This window comes from Vibrio sp. 10N.247.311.14 (assembly GCF_041467715.1).
In the GTDB taxonomy this organism is placed as follows: domain Bacteria; phylum Pseudomonadota; class Gammaproteobacteria; order Enterobacterales; family Vibrionaceae; genus Vibrio; species Vibrio crassostreae_C.
Genome location: NZ_JBFSVE010000016.1, coordinates 19805 through 35687, shown reverse-complemented (window position 1 = coordinate 35687; position 15883 = coordinate 19805). Strand labels below are relative to the sequence as shown.

General features: G+C 43.9%; 16 protein-coding genes and 1 pseudogene. 12 read left to right on the top strand and 5 right to left on the bottom strand.

Annotation, left to right across the window (positions count from 1 at the left end; genetic code table 11):
* Positions 1-2 precede the first annotated feature (2 nt).
* Entirely contained in the window at positions 3-527 is a 525-nt protein-coding gene (gene abiEi / locus AB6F11_RS08050) for a type IV toxin-antitoxin system AbiEi family antitoxin (protein ID WP_310736118.1), read from the bottom strand.
* Between the two features lie 425 nt (positions 528-952).
* Between abiEi and AB6F11_RS08045 the strand changes: the two genes are divergently transcribed.
* The 6 genes and pseudogenes from AB6F11_RS08045 (at position 953) to AB6F11_RS08020 (ending at position 5302) form a co-directional block, all read left to right on the top strand.
* Positions 953-2161, top strand: coding sequence for a hypothetical protein (locus AB6F11_RS08045; RefSeq protein WP_372179430.1), 1209 nt, complete (start codon positions 953-955; stop codon positions 2159-2161).
* Between the two features lie 77 nt (positions 2162-2238).
* Positions 2239-2343 (top strand): annotated as a pseudogene (locus AB6F11_RS08040) (type II toxin-antitoxin system YoeB family toxin); the annotation flags it as partial.
* Between the two features lie 16 nt (positions 2344-2359).
* Positions 2360-2524: a hypothetical protein gene (locus AB6F11_RS08035; protein WP_372089655.1), complete on the top strand. Its 165-nt coding sequence runs from the start codon at positions 2360-2362 to the stop codon at positions 2522-2524.
* 135 nt (positions 2525-2659) lie between these two features.
* A complete protein-coding gene (gene gpmM, locus AB6F11_RS08030; RefSeq protein WP_372112501.1) occupies positions 2660-4192 on the top strand; it encodes a 2,3-bisphosphoglycerate-independent phosphoglycerate mutase in 1533 nt (510 codons plus the stop codon).
* Positions 4193-4542: 350 nt separating this feature from the next.
* Positions 4543-4989 (top strand): HI0074 family nucleotidyltransferase substrate-binding subunit, encoded by a 447-nt coding sequence (locus AB6F11_RS08025; protein ID WP_102320020.1) that lies wholly within the window; start codon positions 4543-4545, stop codon positions 4987-4989.
* The gene (locus tag AB6F11_RS08020) at positions 4979-5302 is read left to right on the top strand and encodes a nucleotidyltransferase family protein (RefSeq protein ID WP_372179427.1); all 324 of its coding nucleotides are present in this window, start codon (positions 4979-4981) and stop codon (positions 5300-5302) included. Before AB6F11_RS08025 ends, AB6F11_RS08020 begins: the two co-directional genes overlap by 11 nt.
* Positions 5303-5317: 15 nt before the next feature.
* On the opposite strand, the gene AB6F11_RS08015 is transcribed toward AB6F11_RS08020, so the two are convergent.
* Both AB6F11_RS08015 and AB6F11_RS08010 read right to left on the bottom strand, forming a co-directional pair.
* Positions 5318-5443, bottom strand: a complete 126-nt coding sequence (locus AB6F11_RS08015; RefSeq protein WP_260302023.1) for a hypothetical protein — start codon at positions 5441-5443, stop codon at positions 5318-5320.
* 170 nt (positions 5444-5613) lie between these two features.
* On the bottom strand, positions 5614-6099 hold the full coding sequence (locus AB6F11_RS08010; protein WP_372179426.1) for a methylated-DNA--[protein]-cysteine S-methyltransferase: 486 nt from the start codon (positions 6097-6099) through the stop codon (positions 5614-5616).
* Between the two features lie 163 nt (positions 6100-6262).
* On the opposite strand from AB6F11_RS08010, the gene AB6F11_RS08005 reads away from it, so the two are divergent.
* Both AB6F11_RS08005 and AB6F11_RS08000 read left to right on the top strand, forming a co-directional pair.
* A complete protein-coding gene (locus AB6F11_RS08005) occupies positions 6263-6541 on the top strand; it encodes a type II toxin-antitoxin system RelE/ParE family toxin (protein ID WP_372179423.1) in 279 nt (92 codons plus the stop codon).
* Positions 6541-6837, top strand: a complete 297-nt coding sequence (locus tag AB6F11_RS08000) for a HigA family addiction module antitoxin (RefSeq protein ID WP_017067998.1) — start codon at positions 6541-6543, stop codon at positions 6835-6837. The genes AB6F11_RS08005 and AB6F11_RS08000 overlap by 1 nt, the downstream gene beginning before the upstream one ends.
* Positions 6838-6899: 62 nt before the next feature.
* Here the strand turns inward: AB6F11_RS08000 and AB6F11_RS07995 are convergent, their stop codons facing one another.
* A complete protein-coding gene (locus tag AB6F11_RS07995) occupies positions 6900-8249 on the bottom strand; it encodes an MATE family efflux transporter (protein ID WP_017067999.1) in 1350 nt (449 codons plus the stop codon).
* Positions 8250-8467: 218 nt separating this feature from the next.
* On the opposite strand from AB6F11_RS07995, the gene AB6F11_RS07990 reads away from it, so the two are divergent.
* On the top strand, positions 8468-8758 hold the full coding sequence (locus AB6F11_RS07990; protein WP_010433998.1) for a co-chaperone GroES: 291 nt from the start codon (positions 8468-8470) through the stop codon (positions 8756-8758).
* Between the two features lie 206 nt (positions 8759-8964).
* Positions 8965-10611, top strand: a complete 1647-nt coding sequence (gene groL / locus AB6F11_RS07985; RefSeq protein ID WP_017061290.1) for a chaperonin GroEL — start codon at positions 8965-8967, stop codon at positions 10609-10611.
* A 153-nt stretch (positions 10612-10764) separates the two neighbouring features.
* On the opposite strand, the gene AB6F11_RS07980 is transcribed toward groL, so the two are convergent.
* On the bottom strand, positions 10765-13185 hold the full coding sequence (locus AB6F11_RS07980; protein ID WP_372179421.1) for an ATP-binding protein: 2421 nt from the start codon (positions 13183-13185) through the stop codon (positions 10765-10767).
* A gap of 442 nt (positions 13186-13627) precedes the next feature.
* Between AB6F11_RS07980 and AB6F11_RS07975 the strand changes: the two genes are divergently transcribed.
* Positions 13628-14185 (top strand): VC2662 family protein, encoded by a 558-nt coding sequence (locus AB6F11_RS07975; RefSeq protein ID WP_017068001.1) that lies wholly within the window; start codon positions 13628-13630, stop codon positions 14183-14185.
* 192 nt (positions 14186-14377) lie between these two features.
* Positions 14378-15856 (top strand): diguanylate cyclase, encoded by a 1479-nt coding sequence (locus AB6F11_RS07970; RefSeq protein WP_372170689.1) that lies wholly within the window; start codon positions 14378-14380, stop codon positions 15854-15856.
* Positions 15857-15883 lie beyond the last annotated feature (27 nt).

The window sequence follows — 15883 nt, the reverse complement described above, 5'->3', positions numbered from 1 at the left end:
AGTTAGTGATTTATCATTTGTAGGTTTCGTTTACAGCTTTTTAAATCGGCTAATGCTCGATGAGGCATAGCTCGATACATTTTCACCTCTTCGTCGAAGAATAGGTCATTTTCAAGCTGTGATACTTTGTGCTTAGTATGTGTAAACTCAACCACTCCGTAGCGAGTTTTAAATGTCCCACTTCGCCCCCGAGTCATTAGAGTCAGGCGATCCATAATGATTTGAGATATCTTTCCAGTACGTGATAATTCACTCTCTAAACTTATATAACTTAGGTAGCCAGGCCTTAATTTACGGGCGACTTCATATATTGCAGTTCGGGGATTTGGAGGGGTGATTGTGCTTTCAAAGAGACCATTAGCGATTCGATTAATGGTGCCTTTTTTAACACAGTCGTACAGAAATTTGTTAAAACGGGGTGTTTGTTCGACATTGAGAAGGTAGGCAAGTTCAGCCTTACTGAATACGCCTTTGCCAAATTTACTTGATTCAGCCATCGCTGAAATTAGTTTTTCTACCTTAGTCACTGGTCTACACTAAGTTACTTAATATGTAATTTAGTGTAGACCATATTGTGGATAAAAGAAATGGTGGTATCCATCAGAAAAAATACAGGACATATATTTGACAAGGAAACTTGGTTATTGGAGGCGGCTGCCATTTTTCAATACAAATTATCCATGCTTGTTACAACTTGCTCGGCCTGCCCCTGAGGAGCGGGGTTGCGCAAGCGGATGCTCAATATCGCATGTTCAGCTGGCTGTACAAGTAGAGTAGTGAAGACTATTCTTGTTCCGTTAAATGTACATGTAGAGGCTTACGTAAGACTCGATATTTCGAGCTATAGCCGACGAATCAAGAAGCATCGCCTGATAAGGCGGTGAGAAGTCACCCTCTGATGAATTACGCAACAAAGCCTCTACTTTTTCGAACCATGAATACGCGATAGAATATGGCCATCACTCTCAACGACTCGCGAATTATGACAACCGCCCCTCTTTCTTTTTTAGCAACGACCTCATCCACCCCAAAGCAGAAGAATAAGCTTAACCAGCTATGGGAGGAAGTAGGAAAAAAACAAAGGCGTATCGAACGTTATCAAGCCAAGCTGGATGATTTTTATCATGACTTCAAAGCATCGACTGAAAAGCAAGAGCAGGCAGTGTGCCGAGCGGCTGAGAAATGGATCCATCATCTGCTGACTTTTATCCCGCGCAAAACGATTAAAGGGCCGCAACGTGAAGCTCTGTACGATTGGATACAAGAAGAGTTGAGCATTTTAGAATCAAATCCCTTTAATCCTGTGGACTCGAGGGTGTTACGTGAGGCGTTCAATCAAGCGCTTTTGGCGTTACCATCGAACCAAGCGGAAGACATCTTGATAACGGAAGAGCAAATGGAGGCGTTTCGCGAAGAGATATCCATGATGCTGGGTTACGAGCTTGATGTCAGCGATGATGAATTAATGGCCATGATCAAGGATCCTCAAAAGTTTCACGACTATCTGCAAAGCGTGATGGCTGAAGAAATGGAAGAGGAACATGTTGAAGAGGATGACATCGATTGGGGAGGTGAGGATTATTTTTCTCAAACCGATGACCAAGCACACTTCGAAGTGTCGCATCCTCAAGAGAGCGACGCGCTTTACAGCGATAAACAGATAAGCAAGTTGTATCGCCAACTGGCTAAGCAATTACATCCAGACAAAGAAACGGACGAAGAGAAGAAGTCAGAGAAAAGCGCATTAATGCAGCAGCTATCACAAGCGAAGAAAGACAAAGATGTGGTGGCCTTGTTTATGCTGGCTCAGCAATACCTCCCTGAGCATGAGATGGTGATGGATGAAGGGATGCTTGAACGCTTAAAGATGACGCTGACTGAAAAAATTGAGCAATTAAATATTGATTATCAAGAGCTTAAGCATGGTGGTGATATCAAAAGTATCATTTGGCAACGGTTTGGTGGGGGTAATAAGGCGTCACGACAGAAAGGGTTACGAGAGTACCGTGATAATTTGCACAAAGAAGCGCAAGATCTCCTGGCTGAATGCCAAGAGGTCAAAACGGTTAAGCAGTTACAGTTGCGTTTAAAGCAGCGTATTGAGGCGTCTCGCTTTAACAATCCGTTTTTTCAAATAGATCCGTCTGAGTTGTTTTCCTGATTGTGCTTGAAGTGGGTAACTAAAGGATAGTATTAGACGGATAAAGTAAAAAGGCCTACAAATAAGTAGGCTCTTTATCTTTAGTTGGCTTTTTGTCTCGCCGTATTGACGATACAAATAGGCTTTTTTATGCAATCGATGAGCAAGCAACAACAATAATTTCATGTCGTTACCACGACTAAAAGCGGCGCCAATTACATGAGTAGAAAAGACTGTCACCACCCGCTTGGACGAGGGGGGGGGGGCGAAGCGGGTTTTCCTTTGGATAACCACACCTCAAAGATATCGCTCGACTTCATTGTTCATTCAGAGAATAACGGCTTGCTCGATAGTCATGTCGGCGAAACGTTGTTCATCAAATGACACTTTTTTTCACAACCGATCCTACTACCTGCGCCCTTTCTTGATCTTCCACTACAGTTTTGACTGTAAACTGTAGTAAAATTACGCTAATTTGTTTTTATACCGATTTATTTTGAATTGAACGAGGTCAGTCCTATGTCAGCTAAGAAGCCAATGGCTCTAGTGATCCTTGACGGTTACGGTTACCGTGAAGACAACCAAGACAACGCTATCGCGAACGCTAAAACACCAGTATTAGACGGTCTTATTGCTAACCAACCTAACACGCTAATCTCGGCTTCTGGCTTAGATGTAGGCCTACCTGATGGCCAAATGGGTAACTCAGAAGTGGGTCACACCAACATCGGTGCGGGTCGCGTGGTATACCAAGATCTTACTCGTATCACTAAGTCAATTTCAGACGGCGAATTCGGCCAAACTGAAACGCTAGTAAACGCTATCGATAAAGCGGTGAAAGCTGATAAAGCAGTTCACATTATGGGTCTTATGTCTCCAGGTGGCGTTCACTCTCATGAAGATCACATCTACGCGGCTGTTGAAATGGCAGCAGAGCGTGGCGCAGAGAAAATCTACCTGCATGCATTCCTAGACGGCCGTGATACGCCGCCACGTAGCGCTGAAAATACACTGGCACGTTTCCAAGAGCTATTCGCTAAACTAGGTAAAGGCCGTGTGGCTTCGCTTATTGGTCGTTACTACGCAATGGACCGTGATAACAACTGGGATCGCGTTCAAGAGTCTTACGACCTGCTGACTCAAGCAAAAGCTGAGTTCACATTCGACACTGCTGTGGCTGGCCTAGAAGCGGCTTACGCTCGTGACGAAAACGATGAGTTCGTTAAAGCGACTGAAATCAAAGCGGAAGGCGAAGAGTCTGCCGCTATCGTTGATGGCGATGCGGTTATCTTTATGAACTACCGTGCCGACCGTGCTCGTGAAATTACACGTGCATTCGTTCCTGATTTCGATGGTTTTGCTCGTAACGTATTCCCAGCGATCGATTTCGTGATGCTGACTCAATACGCAGCAGACATCCCGCTTCTATGTGCATTCCCACCGGCTTCTCTAGAGAACACTTACGGTGAATGGTTATCGAAGGAAGGTAAGACGCAGCTACGTATCTCTGAAACAGAGAAATACGCGCACGTTACTTTCTTCTTCAATGGCGGTATCGAAGACGAGTTCGAAGGTGAAGAGCGTCAACTTGTTGCTTCTCCAAAAGTAGCAACTTACGACCTACAGCCAGAAATGAGCGCACCAGAGCTAACTGAAAAGTTAGTTGCAGCAATCAAAGGCGGCAAATACGACGCTATCGTGTGTAACTTCCCTAACTGTGACATGGTTGGCCACACTGGCGTTTATGATGCAGCGGTTAAAGCGGTAGAGTCTCTAGACGAATGTCTGGGTAAAGTGGTTGAAGCAATCAAAGAAGCGGACGGCCAACTGCTAATCACAGCGGACCACGGTAACGCAGAAATGATGGTTAACCCAGAAACGGGCGGCATCCACACAGCGCACACTAACCTACCAGTGCCACTTATCTACGTGGGCAGCAAAGACGTTGAGTTCAAAGAGGGCGGTAAACTGTCTGACTTAGCACCAACGATGCTTTCTTTATCTGGTATCGCAATCCCGGCAGAAATGTCAGGTGATGTGATCGTTAAATAGTCAGTAGTTAAATAGTTGTTTGGCTCAGCGGCTCACGTTGAGCTTTAACGATTTTGAAAGCCCGCACTTCAAAGTGCGGGCTTTTTTATAGATGCGAGATGCGAGATGCGAGTAAACGGGATACGAAGAGCTTAAGAGCTGATTCGGGATTCGGGTAAACGGGATACGAAGAGCTTAAGGGCAGGAATTGGGTAAGAAAAACATGCAGGGGAGAACAGAAGGGCACGACCTTAAACAAAAGACGAAAAGAACAGTCTTGATGAATATCGAAAGAGTGACATTGCTTGAATGATTAGGTAGCTTAAGGCTCATACTATACTTATCTTTTACCTTATCTCTAGGCTGTTTATATGAACTCAAACCCAGACCGCTGGAAGCAACGACTGCAAAACTTAATGAAAGCGCAGCAAAGGCTTGAGAGAGCGTGCTCACAAGATAGCTACAATGAGTTAGAGCTCGCTGGGTTAGTACAAACTTTTGAATTTTCTTTCGAACTGACATGGAAGACCCTTAAAGACTTACTTGAGTTTGAAGGGTTTGATGTGGCTTCGCCGAGGAGCGTTTTTCGTACGGCCTTAGAAGCTAAGCACCTGTCTTCGGAGCAGTGTGAGATTATGCTTGAAGCACTCATAAAACGAAATTTATTGTCCTACACCTATGATGAGGAAAATGTCCTTGAAGCTCAGTCACTGATCTTAGAGTCATTTTCACCAGTGATAGGGCAAGTCACACTCTATTTAAAGCTTAAATGTGATCAAGAGGGTCAATGCGAACAAGAGGTTAAATGTGATCGATAGTTATTTGGGTAAACCAGACTCGGTCGGCCTTAAGCCTCATCAGTATCAGCTGATTGAGGATATTGTTTTGAACCATGTCTCAGTCATTCATGCCTGGGTATTCGGTTCTAGAGCCCTTGGAACTTATAAAGATAACTCCGACATCGATATTGTTATCGAGGGGCACGGTATTTCGTTAAGTGTCGTCGCAGGCTTGCAAGATCGTTTAGAACAGTCGTCGCTTCCATTCAAGGTTGACTTGCTCGTTAAGCATAGAATTACATCAAGCGAGTTACTTGCCCATATTGACATTTATGGGATTAAACTAAAGTAACCGAACGTATTATTATCAGCGTAACGGTGATGTTGATTCTTGAACCGATTGTTTACGTTTTGCCAGTTTATCTCGAATCTGAGTACCTGAATTGACTCGGTCATGTTTTTTATCATCAATAGAAAACGATAATAGTTTCATTAGCGCTATAGCTCCATCTCTACGCTTTCGATCTTCATAAGATTCAATCGTTTCAGTGGACATTATCATTACCTCTTCATATGAAATTTTAAATATAGACTATATGTTGTCTGGTGATAATGGCGCTTCTTGATGGCGAAACGTTTATATTTTTGCTCTAGTGAGACAAATTATTGCGTTTTATCTATAACCGAACGTTCAAAATCCAACAACCACTCTTTGCGGTTCATGCCGCCGGTGTAGCCGGTTAATGTTCCATTCGCGCCGATGACTCTATGGCAGGGTACAACAATACTAAATGGGTTCTTGCCGTTCGCACCACCCACAGCTCTTACTGCTTTTGGGTTGTCCATTCTCTTTGCTTGTTCACCGTAACTGATGGTTTCGCCATAAGGAATGGTTGTTAAAGCCTGCCAAGCTACTTTTTGAAACTCAGTGCCTTTTATCGCTCTTAATGGCAAATCGAATTCTATTCGTTGACCTGCGAAGTACTCATCTAACTGTTTCGCTGCCAGTTGGCAAAGGTCATCTGGATTGCTAGTCATTAGCTCTTCATGATTTACATGGTCAATTTCAATAAGCGACACACCATTACTCACAATGATCATCTTGCCAATTGGTGCGTCATAAAGCATTTTGTAAGTGGTGTCTTCCATGTCATCTTCCTTCTTTTAGTCTTTTTCTGCTCTCAAGCTCTTCGAATCTCGTATCTGCTCTTAAGCTCTTAAATCTTTTCGCATCCCGTTTACTCGCATCTCGTATCTGCTCTTAAGCTGCTTGAAATTTGATTCATGATGCGCAACACGCTACACTCTCTGTATGATTAAAACATTCAAGCATAAAGGTCTCAAAAAGTTTTTTGAGACTGGCAGTAAAGCCGGTATTCAAGCTAAGCATGAGCGTAAGCTTAGGATGCAGTTGGCAGCTATAGATACTGCAACCATTATTGATGATGTTGATCTACCTGGCTTTAAGCTTCACCCATTAAAAGGGGATGGAGATGGTATTTGGTCAATCACAGTAAATGGTAATTGGCGTATTACTTTCGAATTTATTGATGGTAATGCCTATATTTTAAATTATGAGGATTATCACTAATGAGTATGCACAACCCTCCTCACCCAGGTGAGTTTATTTATGACCTATATATGGAACCGTTTGGTTATAGCTGTCGTTTTGTTGCAAAGCAGCTTGATGTATCCCCTTCTACGCTGAATCGTGTTCTTAAAGGCCAAAGTGCAGTTTCTCCTGAAATGGCTTTACGTCTTTCTAAGTCACTGGGTAGAACCCCGGAGAGTTGGTTAACAATGCAGGATCACTATGATCTGTGGCAAGCAAAACAGAACGTTAATCTAGCGAAGGTAAATACGATCAACTTTGCTCTAGCGACATAAATATAACGAAGATGGACTAAGCGCTGCGTAGTCAGCGTTTGTCTTTCAGTTTTTGGTTTGTACTATCCCTCTTCGTATCCCGCATCTGCTTTAGCCCTCACACGAAGTGCAAAGCAATACCCTGAAATACCACCCATGATGTTCCCCAAGGCTAAACCAATAAACAACCCTTCGACACCATCAATTTGGCTGCCTATCCACGCAAAGGGCAAGGTAAACACAAACAAACGCATGAAGCTCCATTGAAAGGCTTTGAGTGGTTGATGCATGGCATTCATTCCACTGATCAGCATCATCACAATACCTTGGAATCCATAGCTAAAGGGGACGACCAACAAGTAATGCCACAAAATGCCTCGTACGGATTCTTCTTGAGAGAACAGGGCAGCTAAGGGGATGCTCAACGGCACCATCATTAAGAAAATCAAACCTTGGAACATCACAGCAAAACGCATACTGAGAAACAATGCCTTAAAGCTGCGTTGAGAGTTGTTTGCGCCAAAGTTCTGCGCCATGAAAGGCGTAAGGGCTGAAGTCAGAGACATCAACACAATGATAAGAATGGATTCAATACGCTGAGCAGCACCATAAGCAGCAACGGCTTCGGTTCCCTGTTTGGCCAACATCATCATTATGATGGCACCCGCTAATGGATTGAGCGCATTGGACAGTGCCGCAGGAGTGCCGATAGTCAGTATTTGATACCAATCGCTAAGGATGTTTTTGATATTCGGTAAAGCCAGAAGCTTTTCTCGTTTAATCAAGATGTACAGCGAGCAACACAAAGCGCCAAACCAACTGAAACCACTTGCAATTGCAGCACCTTGAATCCCTAGTTCAGGGAAGGGGCCGTATCCAAAAATAAGCAAAGGGTCGAGAACGCCGTTGATTAACCCTGCCAGCATCATGATTTTAGCAGGCGTTTTGGTATCGCCACTGGCACGAATAGCGCTGTTGCCTGCCATTGGGATCACTAATAGGGGAATGGTGATATACCAGATCAGCATGTACTCAGAGATCAGAGGCAGTAACTCCGCTTCGGCACCCAATAAAGTAAATAAGGGGTCGAGTGAGATAATGCCAACAGCGGAAGCGCAGCAGACCAGAAGTAGCGCGAGTAATAATCCATGGCAGGTAAAGCGTGCTGCATTTTGTGCGCTGCCTTGGCCAAGCAATCGACCGATACATGTCGATAAGCCAATACCAATCCCCATGGTGATGCAGTTGATGGCAAAGGTGACTGGAAAGGTAAAGCTCACTGCTGCAAGTGCTTGTGTGCCGAGCAGTGAGATAAAGAAGGTATCGACCAAGTTAAACATCAAGATCGCCACCATACCGAATATGGTCGGTATGGTCATGGTACGCAATGTACTCTCAATTGGGGCAGTTAATAGCCCGTGCTTATCTTGCATGCAAAACGCCGATAGAAACCAAAAGCGTAGGATAAACAGATGCGGGATACGAGTAAACGAAAAGCAGGGAAAGATGAGGGGTGAGAATCTGCACTTTAGCTCACAATTTTTTCGTTCCCCCCTTGGGATCTTTCACATCGCCCCCAACATATTGTTTGACCCACGCTAATCGTGGCAACTATCAAAATTTAAATGGAAATTATCAGGAGATAAGACCGATGAATATCCGTCCTCTACATGACCGAGTTATCGTTGAGCGCCAAGAAGTTGAATCTAAATCTGCTGGTGGCATCGTTCTAACTGGTTCTGCCGCAGAAAAATCGACTCGCGGTATCATTCTAGCTGTTGGCAAAGGCCGCATTCTAGAAAACGGTTCAGTGCAACCGTTGGACGTAAAAGTTGGCGATACCGTTATCTTTGCTGAAGGTTACGGCACGAAAACTGAAAAAATCGACGGCAAAGAAGTTCTGATTATGTCTGAAAACGACATCATGGCGATCGTCGAGTAATCTATTTTTCATTTAACTCTCAGTAAAAGTTATCAGAGCCAGTATTGGATGATTCATATCGTCATTCCAGAAATGAGGAACGAATTATCTGGAATCTAAACAGAGTGCGATTTGAGTAGATTCTGAATCACGTTCGTCCCTCACTGTTCAGAATGACGCGATAACGCTAAGACGCCCCGAAACAAAGAATTTGAAAGGAAATTAAGATGGCTGCTAAAGACGTTAAATTTGGTAATGACGCACGTATTAAAATGCTAGAAGGTGTAAACGTTCTGGCTGACGCAGTAAAAGTAACACTAGGTCCTAAAGGCCGTAACGTTGTTCTAGACAAATCATTTGGCGCACCAACGATCACTAAAGATGGTGTTTCAGTTGCACGTGAAATCGAACTTGAAGACAAGTTCCAAAACATGGGCGCGCAAATGGTTAAAGAAGTGGCTTCGCAAGCGAATGACGCGGCGGGCGACGGTACGACTACAGCAACAGTTCTTGCTCAAGCAATCATCACTGAAGGCTTAAAAGCCGTTGCTGCTGGCATGAACCCAATGGATCTTAAGCGCGGTATCGACAAAGCAGTTATCGCTGCAGTTGAAGAGCTAAAAGGCCTTTCTGTTCCATGTGCAGATACAAAAGCTATCGCGCAAGTAGGTACTATCTCTGCGAACTCTGATTCGACAGTAGGTAACATCATTGCTGAAGCGATGGAAAAAGTAGGTCGTGATGGCGTAATCACGGTTGAAGAAGGTCAGGCTCTACAAGACGAGCTAGACGTAGTTGAAGGTATGCAGTTCGACCGTGGTTACCTATCTCCTTACTTCATCAACAACCAAGAAGCGGGTTCTGTTGATCTAGAAAGCCCATTCATTCTTCTTATCGACAAGAAAGTTTCGAACATCCGTGAACTTCTTCCGACTCTAGAAGCGGTTGCTAAGGCATCTCGTCCACTTCTTATCATCGCTGAAGATGTAGAAGGCGAAGCGCTTGCAACTCTAGTTGTGAACAACATGCGTGGCATCGTTAAAGTGGCTGCTGTTAAAGCGCCTGGTTTCGGTGACCGTCGTAAGTCTATGCTGCAAGACATCGCTATCCTAACTGGCGGTACGGTTATCTCTGAAGAGATCGGCCTAGACCTAGAGAAAGTAACGCTAGAAGACCTAGGTCAAGCTAAGCGTGTAACTATCACTAAAGAAAACTCAACCATCATCGATGGCGCGGGCGAAGAAACAATGATCCAAGGTCGTGTTTCTCAAATCCGTCAACAAATCGAAGATGCAACGTCTGACTACGACAAAGAGAAACTTCAAGAGCGCGTAGCTAAGCTAGCTGGCGGTGTTGCAGTAATCAAAGTAGGCGCTGCAACTGAAGTTGAGATGAAAGAGAAGAAAGACCGCGTTGAAGATGCACTTCACGCAACTCGCGCTGCCGTTGAAGAGGGTGTGGTTGCTGGTGGTGGTGTTGCACTTATCCGCGCTGCATCTAAAGTTGCTGGCCTTGAAGGCGACAACGAAGAGCAAAACGTCGGTATCCGTGTTGCACTACGTGCAATGGAAGCGCCTATCCGTCAAATCACGAAGAACGCAGGTGATGAAGAATCAGTGGTTGCTAACAACGTTCGTGCTGGCGAAGGTAACTACGGTTACAACGCGGCGACTGGCGAATACGGCGACATGATTGCAATGGGTATCCTAGATCCAACTAAGGTAACTCGCTCTGCACTTCAGTTCGCAGCGTCAGTTGCTGGTCTTATGATCACAACAGAAGCGATGATCACTGATAAGCCACAAGATTCTGGCCCTGCAATGCCTGATATGGGTGGCATGGGCGGTATGGGTGGTATGGGTGGCATGATGTAATCATCCCCCTTTCTCTATAGCAGAGAAAGTCACACATAAGCTTTAGAAAACGGAGACTTCGGTCTCCGTTTTTTTACTCTTAAGCCTTATTTATTCGCATCCCGTATCTGTATTTCAGCTTCACCATCACTCTTTTTTTCCAAAGCTCCTTGGTCAGCCTGCCTTGTGCGTAAACTGTTGTTCATCAATTTTTTGCAGCATCATGTCACGCTTAAATGGTTTTGGAAGATAATCGTTCATTCCACACTCGAAGCAATGTTTAATATCATCATCGAGCACGGATGCCGTTAAAGCGAGGATATGTGTTGCCTGAAGTTGCAGGTTTTCTTCATAGCGCCTGATTCGCTCTGTTGCCTCAAAGCCATCTACATTCGGCATCATGCAGTCCATCAAGATAAGGCCGATGTCTTGATGATGCTCTTTATATAAATCAATCGCTTCTTGTCCATCATTGGCAACCCAATATTCAATCCCTAACTTATCTAAATTGATACATACCACCTTCTGATTTACGCGGTTATCTTCAACTACGAGGACTTTTTGACGTACAGTCGCTTCTATCGGCTCAGGTTGATGTTGAGGGGGTTGTGGCTGTGACCTTTCAAGCACGGAGTTCAACATGCTACTTAAGCGGGAACCGAGCATAGGAAGAGTCACATAGCCTGAGATAAAATGACACTCACTCATAGGATCACTAAGATTATCTTTCACTATGATGATTTTCACCTCTGGTGCTAAGCGATGCAGTGTTTTGGCTTGGTTAATATCTTCCATCAAAGCGATCTCTGGGAGGTCAGTTGCCGCCAAGTTTGTTTCGATTGATTTTAGTTGTGGTGAGTAACCAAGGCGGAACAAGTCATTGAGTAAAAGTTTCGATGGCGCATCTGAATAATAGACAACGGTTTGTTTACGATTTTTATGTTCAGAATGATCTGATGGCACTACGGCTAATTGGAAATGAAAGCAACTGCCCACGTCTTTCTCTGACTCAACGCTTATCGAGCCTCCCATCATTTCCACCATACGTGACGAAATACTAAGCCCTAATCCGGTCCCCGCAATATTGGAGGTGATGTTGGTATCTTCTTGGCAAAACGCTTTGAAAATGTGCTCTTGTTGGTCTGCTGCGATACCAATACCTGTATCTCGAACAGAAAACTCGACCACACACTCTGTTTCCAATGATGGAAGCCGTTTAGCGGTGAATACGATAGAGCCTTGTTCTGTAAATTTGATCGCATTTGAGGCTAAATTCATCAACACTTGGCGAATCTTATTCCCATCAACATGAATGTACTCTGGGAGCTCGCCATCAATTTCAACTTCCAACTTAATCTGCTTTTGATAAGCTTTAGAAGAAATCAGAGTCACGCTATCAAACAGCAGCTCTCTTAAGTCTGTCGTATGTGGATTAATTTCCAGTTTACCCGATTCAATTTTGGACAGATCGAGAACATCGTTGATCAACATAAGTAAGGTTTGAGAAGAGGTATAGATAGTCCCAAGGCAGTCTTTCTGTTCTGCGGATAGTTTGGTTTCTGCCAGTATTTCTGACATACCAATCACGCCATTAAGCGGTGTCCGTATCTCATGAGACATATTGGCAAGAAAGGCACTTTTTGCACGGTTTGCTTGTCGTGCTTTCTCTTGTGAAACAATCAATTGAGTTTCAAGTTGACTGGCACGCCACACAACATAAAGCAGCACCAGTAACGTCACCCCTCCTAATGCGGCTGTCGATAAGTAGCTGTACAACTTTATCTGCGTCAGGCTCTCTGCGATCTGCTTGGGTGTTTCGGTGAAAAGTAAGTTGAGCTCATCTTCAACATGATAAATACTGCTGGTGAGTTCTCCTTTGAGGCCGCTATCAGAGCTGTACCCGACACTCTTTAACCCTCGCTGCAATCGCCAAAAGTGGCGTTTAAAATTATTAAACGAAGCTAATGCACTGATCGTTCGGGAATTCTGTTCTATTTCATCTTGGATTTTGAACAATGAATCGACAATCTTATCTAATGTTGTCTGATCAAAATCGGTAAAGAACTGATACATGAGATCTTGTGTTTCTAAAGTCAATTCTTCAAGCTGCACATTATTGGATTCATGTACGAAGCGCTCAAGTGTCAACGCTGCATTTTTTAGTTTCTCAATGAGCCCAATTTGGTCCCTCTTGCCATGTATGCTGACTAACTCAAGGGCTAATAATGTAAAGGCGGTGTGGTACTCGTCGAGATACTCGACAACTTTGGCATAATTAAAAGAAATATTGAGGTCGCTTCGTACGATTTTCCCATCTATCTCAGCCAGCTTTTCGATCAGCTGACTTCGCTTTATATTGAGTTGTTCTTGAATCTCTGGTTGCCTTGTGGAAACAAACTGCTGCTCTTGTCGTCTGACAGAGAGCATAACGCTATAAGCTTCAGAAAGACTGAGCTGGAGATTAATCATGTCCTGCTCTTTGTTCTTCAGAGCATGGCTAACATAGATATAGAGGCCTAAAAATAACACGATAGCCAAAAAACCACGCGAAATAATCGCTTTAATGGTCTGTTTATTCGTAGGTTCCTTAACCATGCTATTCCCGCTGTTTCATATCGTTCTATTCCTATATTAGAATTTAGTTTATTTTCAGAATTTTACGAACATTAGTTTTTGAATACCTGAGGTCTGTTGAGCTTTTATCAATAAATTTTTTAGGATGACATCGCTTTAGATGCGGCAATAAGTGTGTGGGCTATAAGCTTGTGAAACATGTTGATTTTCTCGCCTAGATTTTTGTTTGGAATAATAAGCGTTAGATCGGAGGTTTCGGTCTCTGTTTTTTTTTGCTTTTCGCATTTCGTTCACTCGAATCCCGCATCTGCTCTTAACCATTGCTCTTTATGATTTAGCGGCTTATATTCAACAGTACAGTTATTACATTGATTTAACATGGGTAGCTGTTGAATAAAGGACAATAAATGCTTGATTAAAAATGGATTAATCAAGTGAACAATAAGTCAGTGGAGACTCCCCAATGAAAAAACTACTTTCAGTACTTGCTGTGTCGGCAGCAGTCATGGCACCGGCAGCATTTGCTTCTTCGCCTGTTATGTTTTCAACGATTAACGGTTTCAACGCACCTGATTCAGATGCGGTTGGCGGTGTGCGTTTGGCTCTGCTTCACGGACAAGTGAACGACCTTAAAGGTGTCGATCTTGCCGTTGTTGGTATGTCTGAGACGCAAACGACCACAGGTGTGAACCTTGGTATTTTTGGTGCATCAAAAGTGAACCAAGAAATGACCGGTGCATCTCTGGGTTTCTTCAACTGGAATACGGGTAAAACAACCGGTGTTAACCTGGGTGCTGTGAACATTACTAATGATGTGAAAGGCGCGAACGTGAGTTTTGTAAACTACTCAGAAGGTAACACTATGGTTGATGTTGGCGCTGCGAACCTTTCAGAAGTGTCTACGGTTCAGGTTGGTATCTTCAACAAAACCAACAAAATCGAAGGCGTACAAGTTGGTCTGATCAACTGTGCTGACAACGGTTTCTTCCCGTGCTTCCCGATTGTAAACTTTGCTAAGTAAGGCTTAGTGTTACTATAGTGATTCATAACGCCTAAGTGCATCTGACTTAGGCGTTATTGCAACTCAACATTTTCTTATAGATATCCAAACGCCCCTCCAAAATAGATAAGCATATTGTTTTATATTTTCTATTGCAGTATTTTTACTAATGAGTACAATGTGCGATAAATTCCTAATGATGATTTATATGCTTTGATTAACCACCATACCGTCGATTTTAAAAAGGCTTTCTTAGGCCTGACCGCCAGTTTTTTAGTAGTTTTGAGCTTGTTGCTCGTTGATTCAGCGGAAGAATCAGATAAACAGTATGGAATGGAAAACCAAGGCGTAACACGCTCTTTAGCGGAGCTCACACAGATCATAAATGCGCTTGAGTACAACATCACTGCGCTTTATCCACTGCATGGGGATACCTACGTATTCTCGCATGACAAAAAGATCGAGGGTGAGACGTGTTACTTCACCAGTGAGGAGCAACATGCCCCTCGTTTTGATTTTATGTTCTCTGGCCCTCGCGAGATGTGCAACCCGGAATCGGACCTTTATACCGAAGCGGGTAAGCGCCTGTTCATCGCGCCGACCATGGCTTATTTTGCCAATACCATTGATACCATCTCTGCGATTTATTTCATTTCAAAAGAGAAATTCATTATCTCTTCGCCTTCTGATTTTGCCAGTTACATTAAGGGCGACACCTTTGATTCGGTTGTGAATAGCAGGCCTTATTGGGTGAACACGATTCGCTTTGGCTTAGCTCAAGGGCAAGACCAAGTGGTGTATACCGGCCAATATGATGACTACCTGACAGGTCAGAAAGTGGTGACCTTAACCAAAGGAATCTACGTTAATGGTGAGTTTAAAGGGGTGTTGGGTGTCGATGGCTATGTCTCGAACCTAGTATCGAACCCTACCCATGGCTATAAAGTCACCAGTACTCGAGGCGCAAACAAATACGGGTTTATGGATTTTACGTATTCCAAGCCTCTGTATGTTGATGACATTAACACCCAGCTATATCTGAGTATTGAAGAAGATAAGAGCGAGCACTTTCTGCATGTATTGGAGATGGAGAAGATTCAGCTTTCGATACTGTTGGTTTTGTATCTGCTCTCGGTTTTATGGCTATGGCGCTTCTATACAAGACAAGAGCACCAGCGTTTAAATGAGCTAGCAATGCGCGACCCATTAACGGGCTTGCTGAATCGACGTGGTTTTGAGGCTCGATTACTGGCGCAAGATGAAGAGCCGATTATTGGTGTTGGCGTGTTTGATATCGATGATTTCAAAGTCGTTAATGATCAGCATGGCCATAAAGTGGGGGACGAGGTGATTTGCCATGTTGCTCGGTTGATGCTGAACAGCGTTAGACAGCAAGACATCGTGGCACGGTTTGGCGGTGAAGAGTTTGTTGTCGCGATCACGGGTGAGTCTTCGGAGTTGCTTTCATCGATCTTTGAGCGAATTCAAAATGATATTAGCCTGCAAAGTTATCGATGCCCAACAGGTGACAAGGTGAATATCTCAGTGTCTGGTGGCGCGACGCTTTACTCTTTGTATAAGTTCGACAGCGTAGGGCACTTGTGGGAAAACCAGAGTATTCGTTCGTCTGATGAGCAGCTCTATAAGGCAAAGGCTGCGGGTAAGAATCAGGTGTGCATTCAGGTGTATTAAGTTCTCCCAAAATAATGCGAAGCCTAG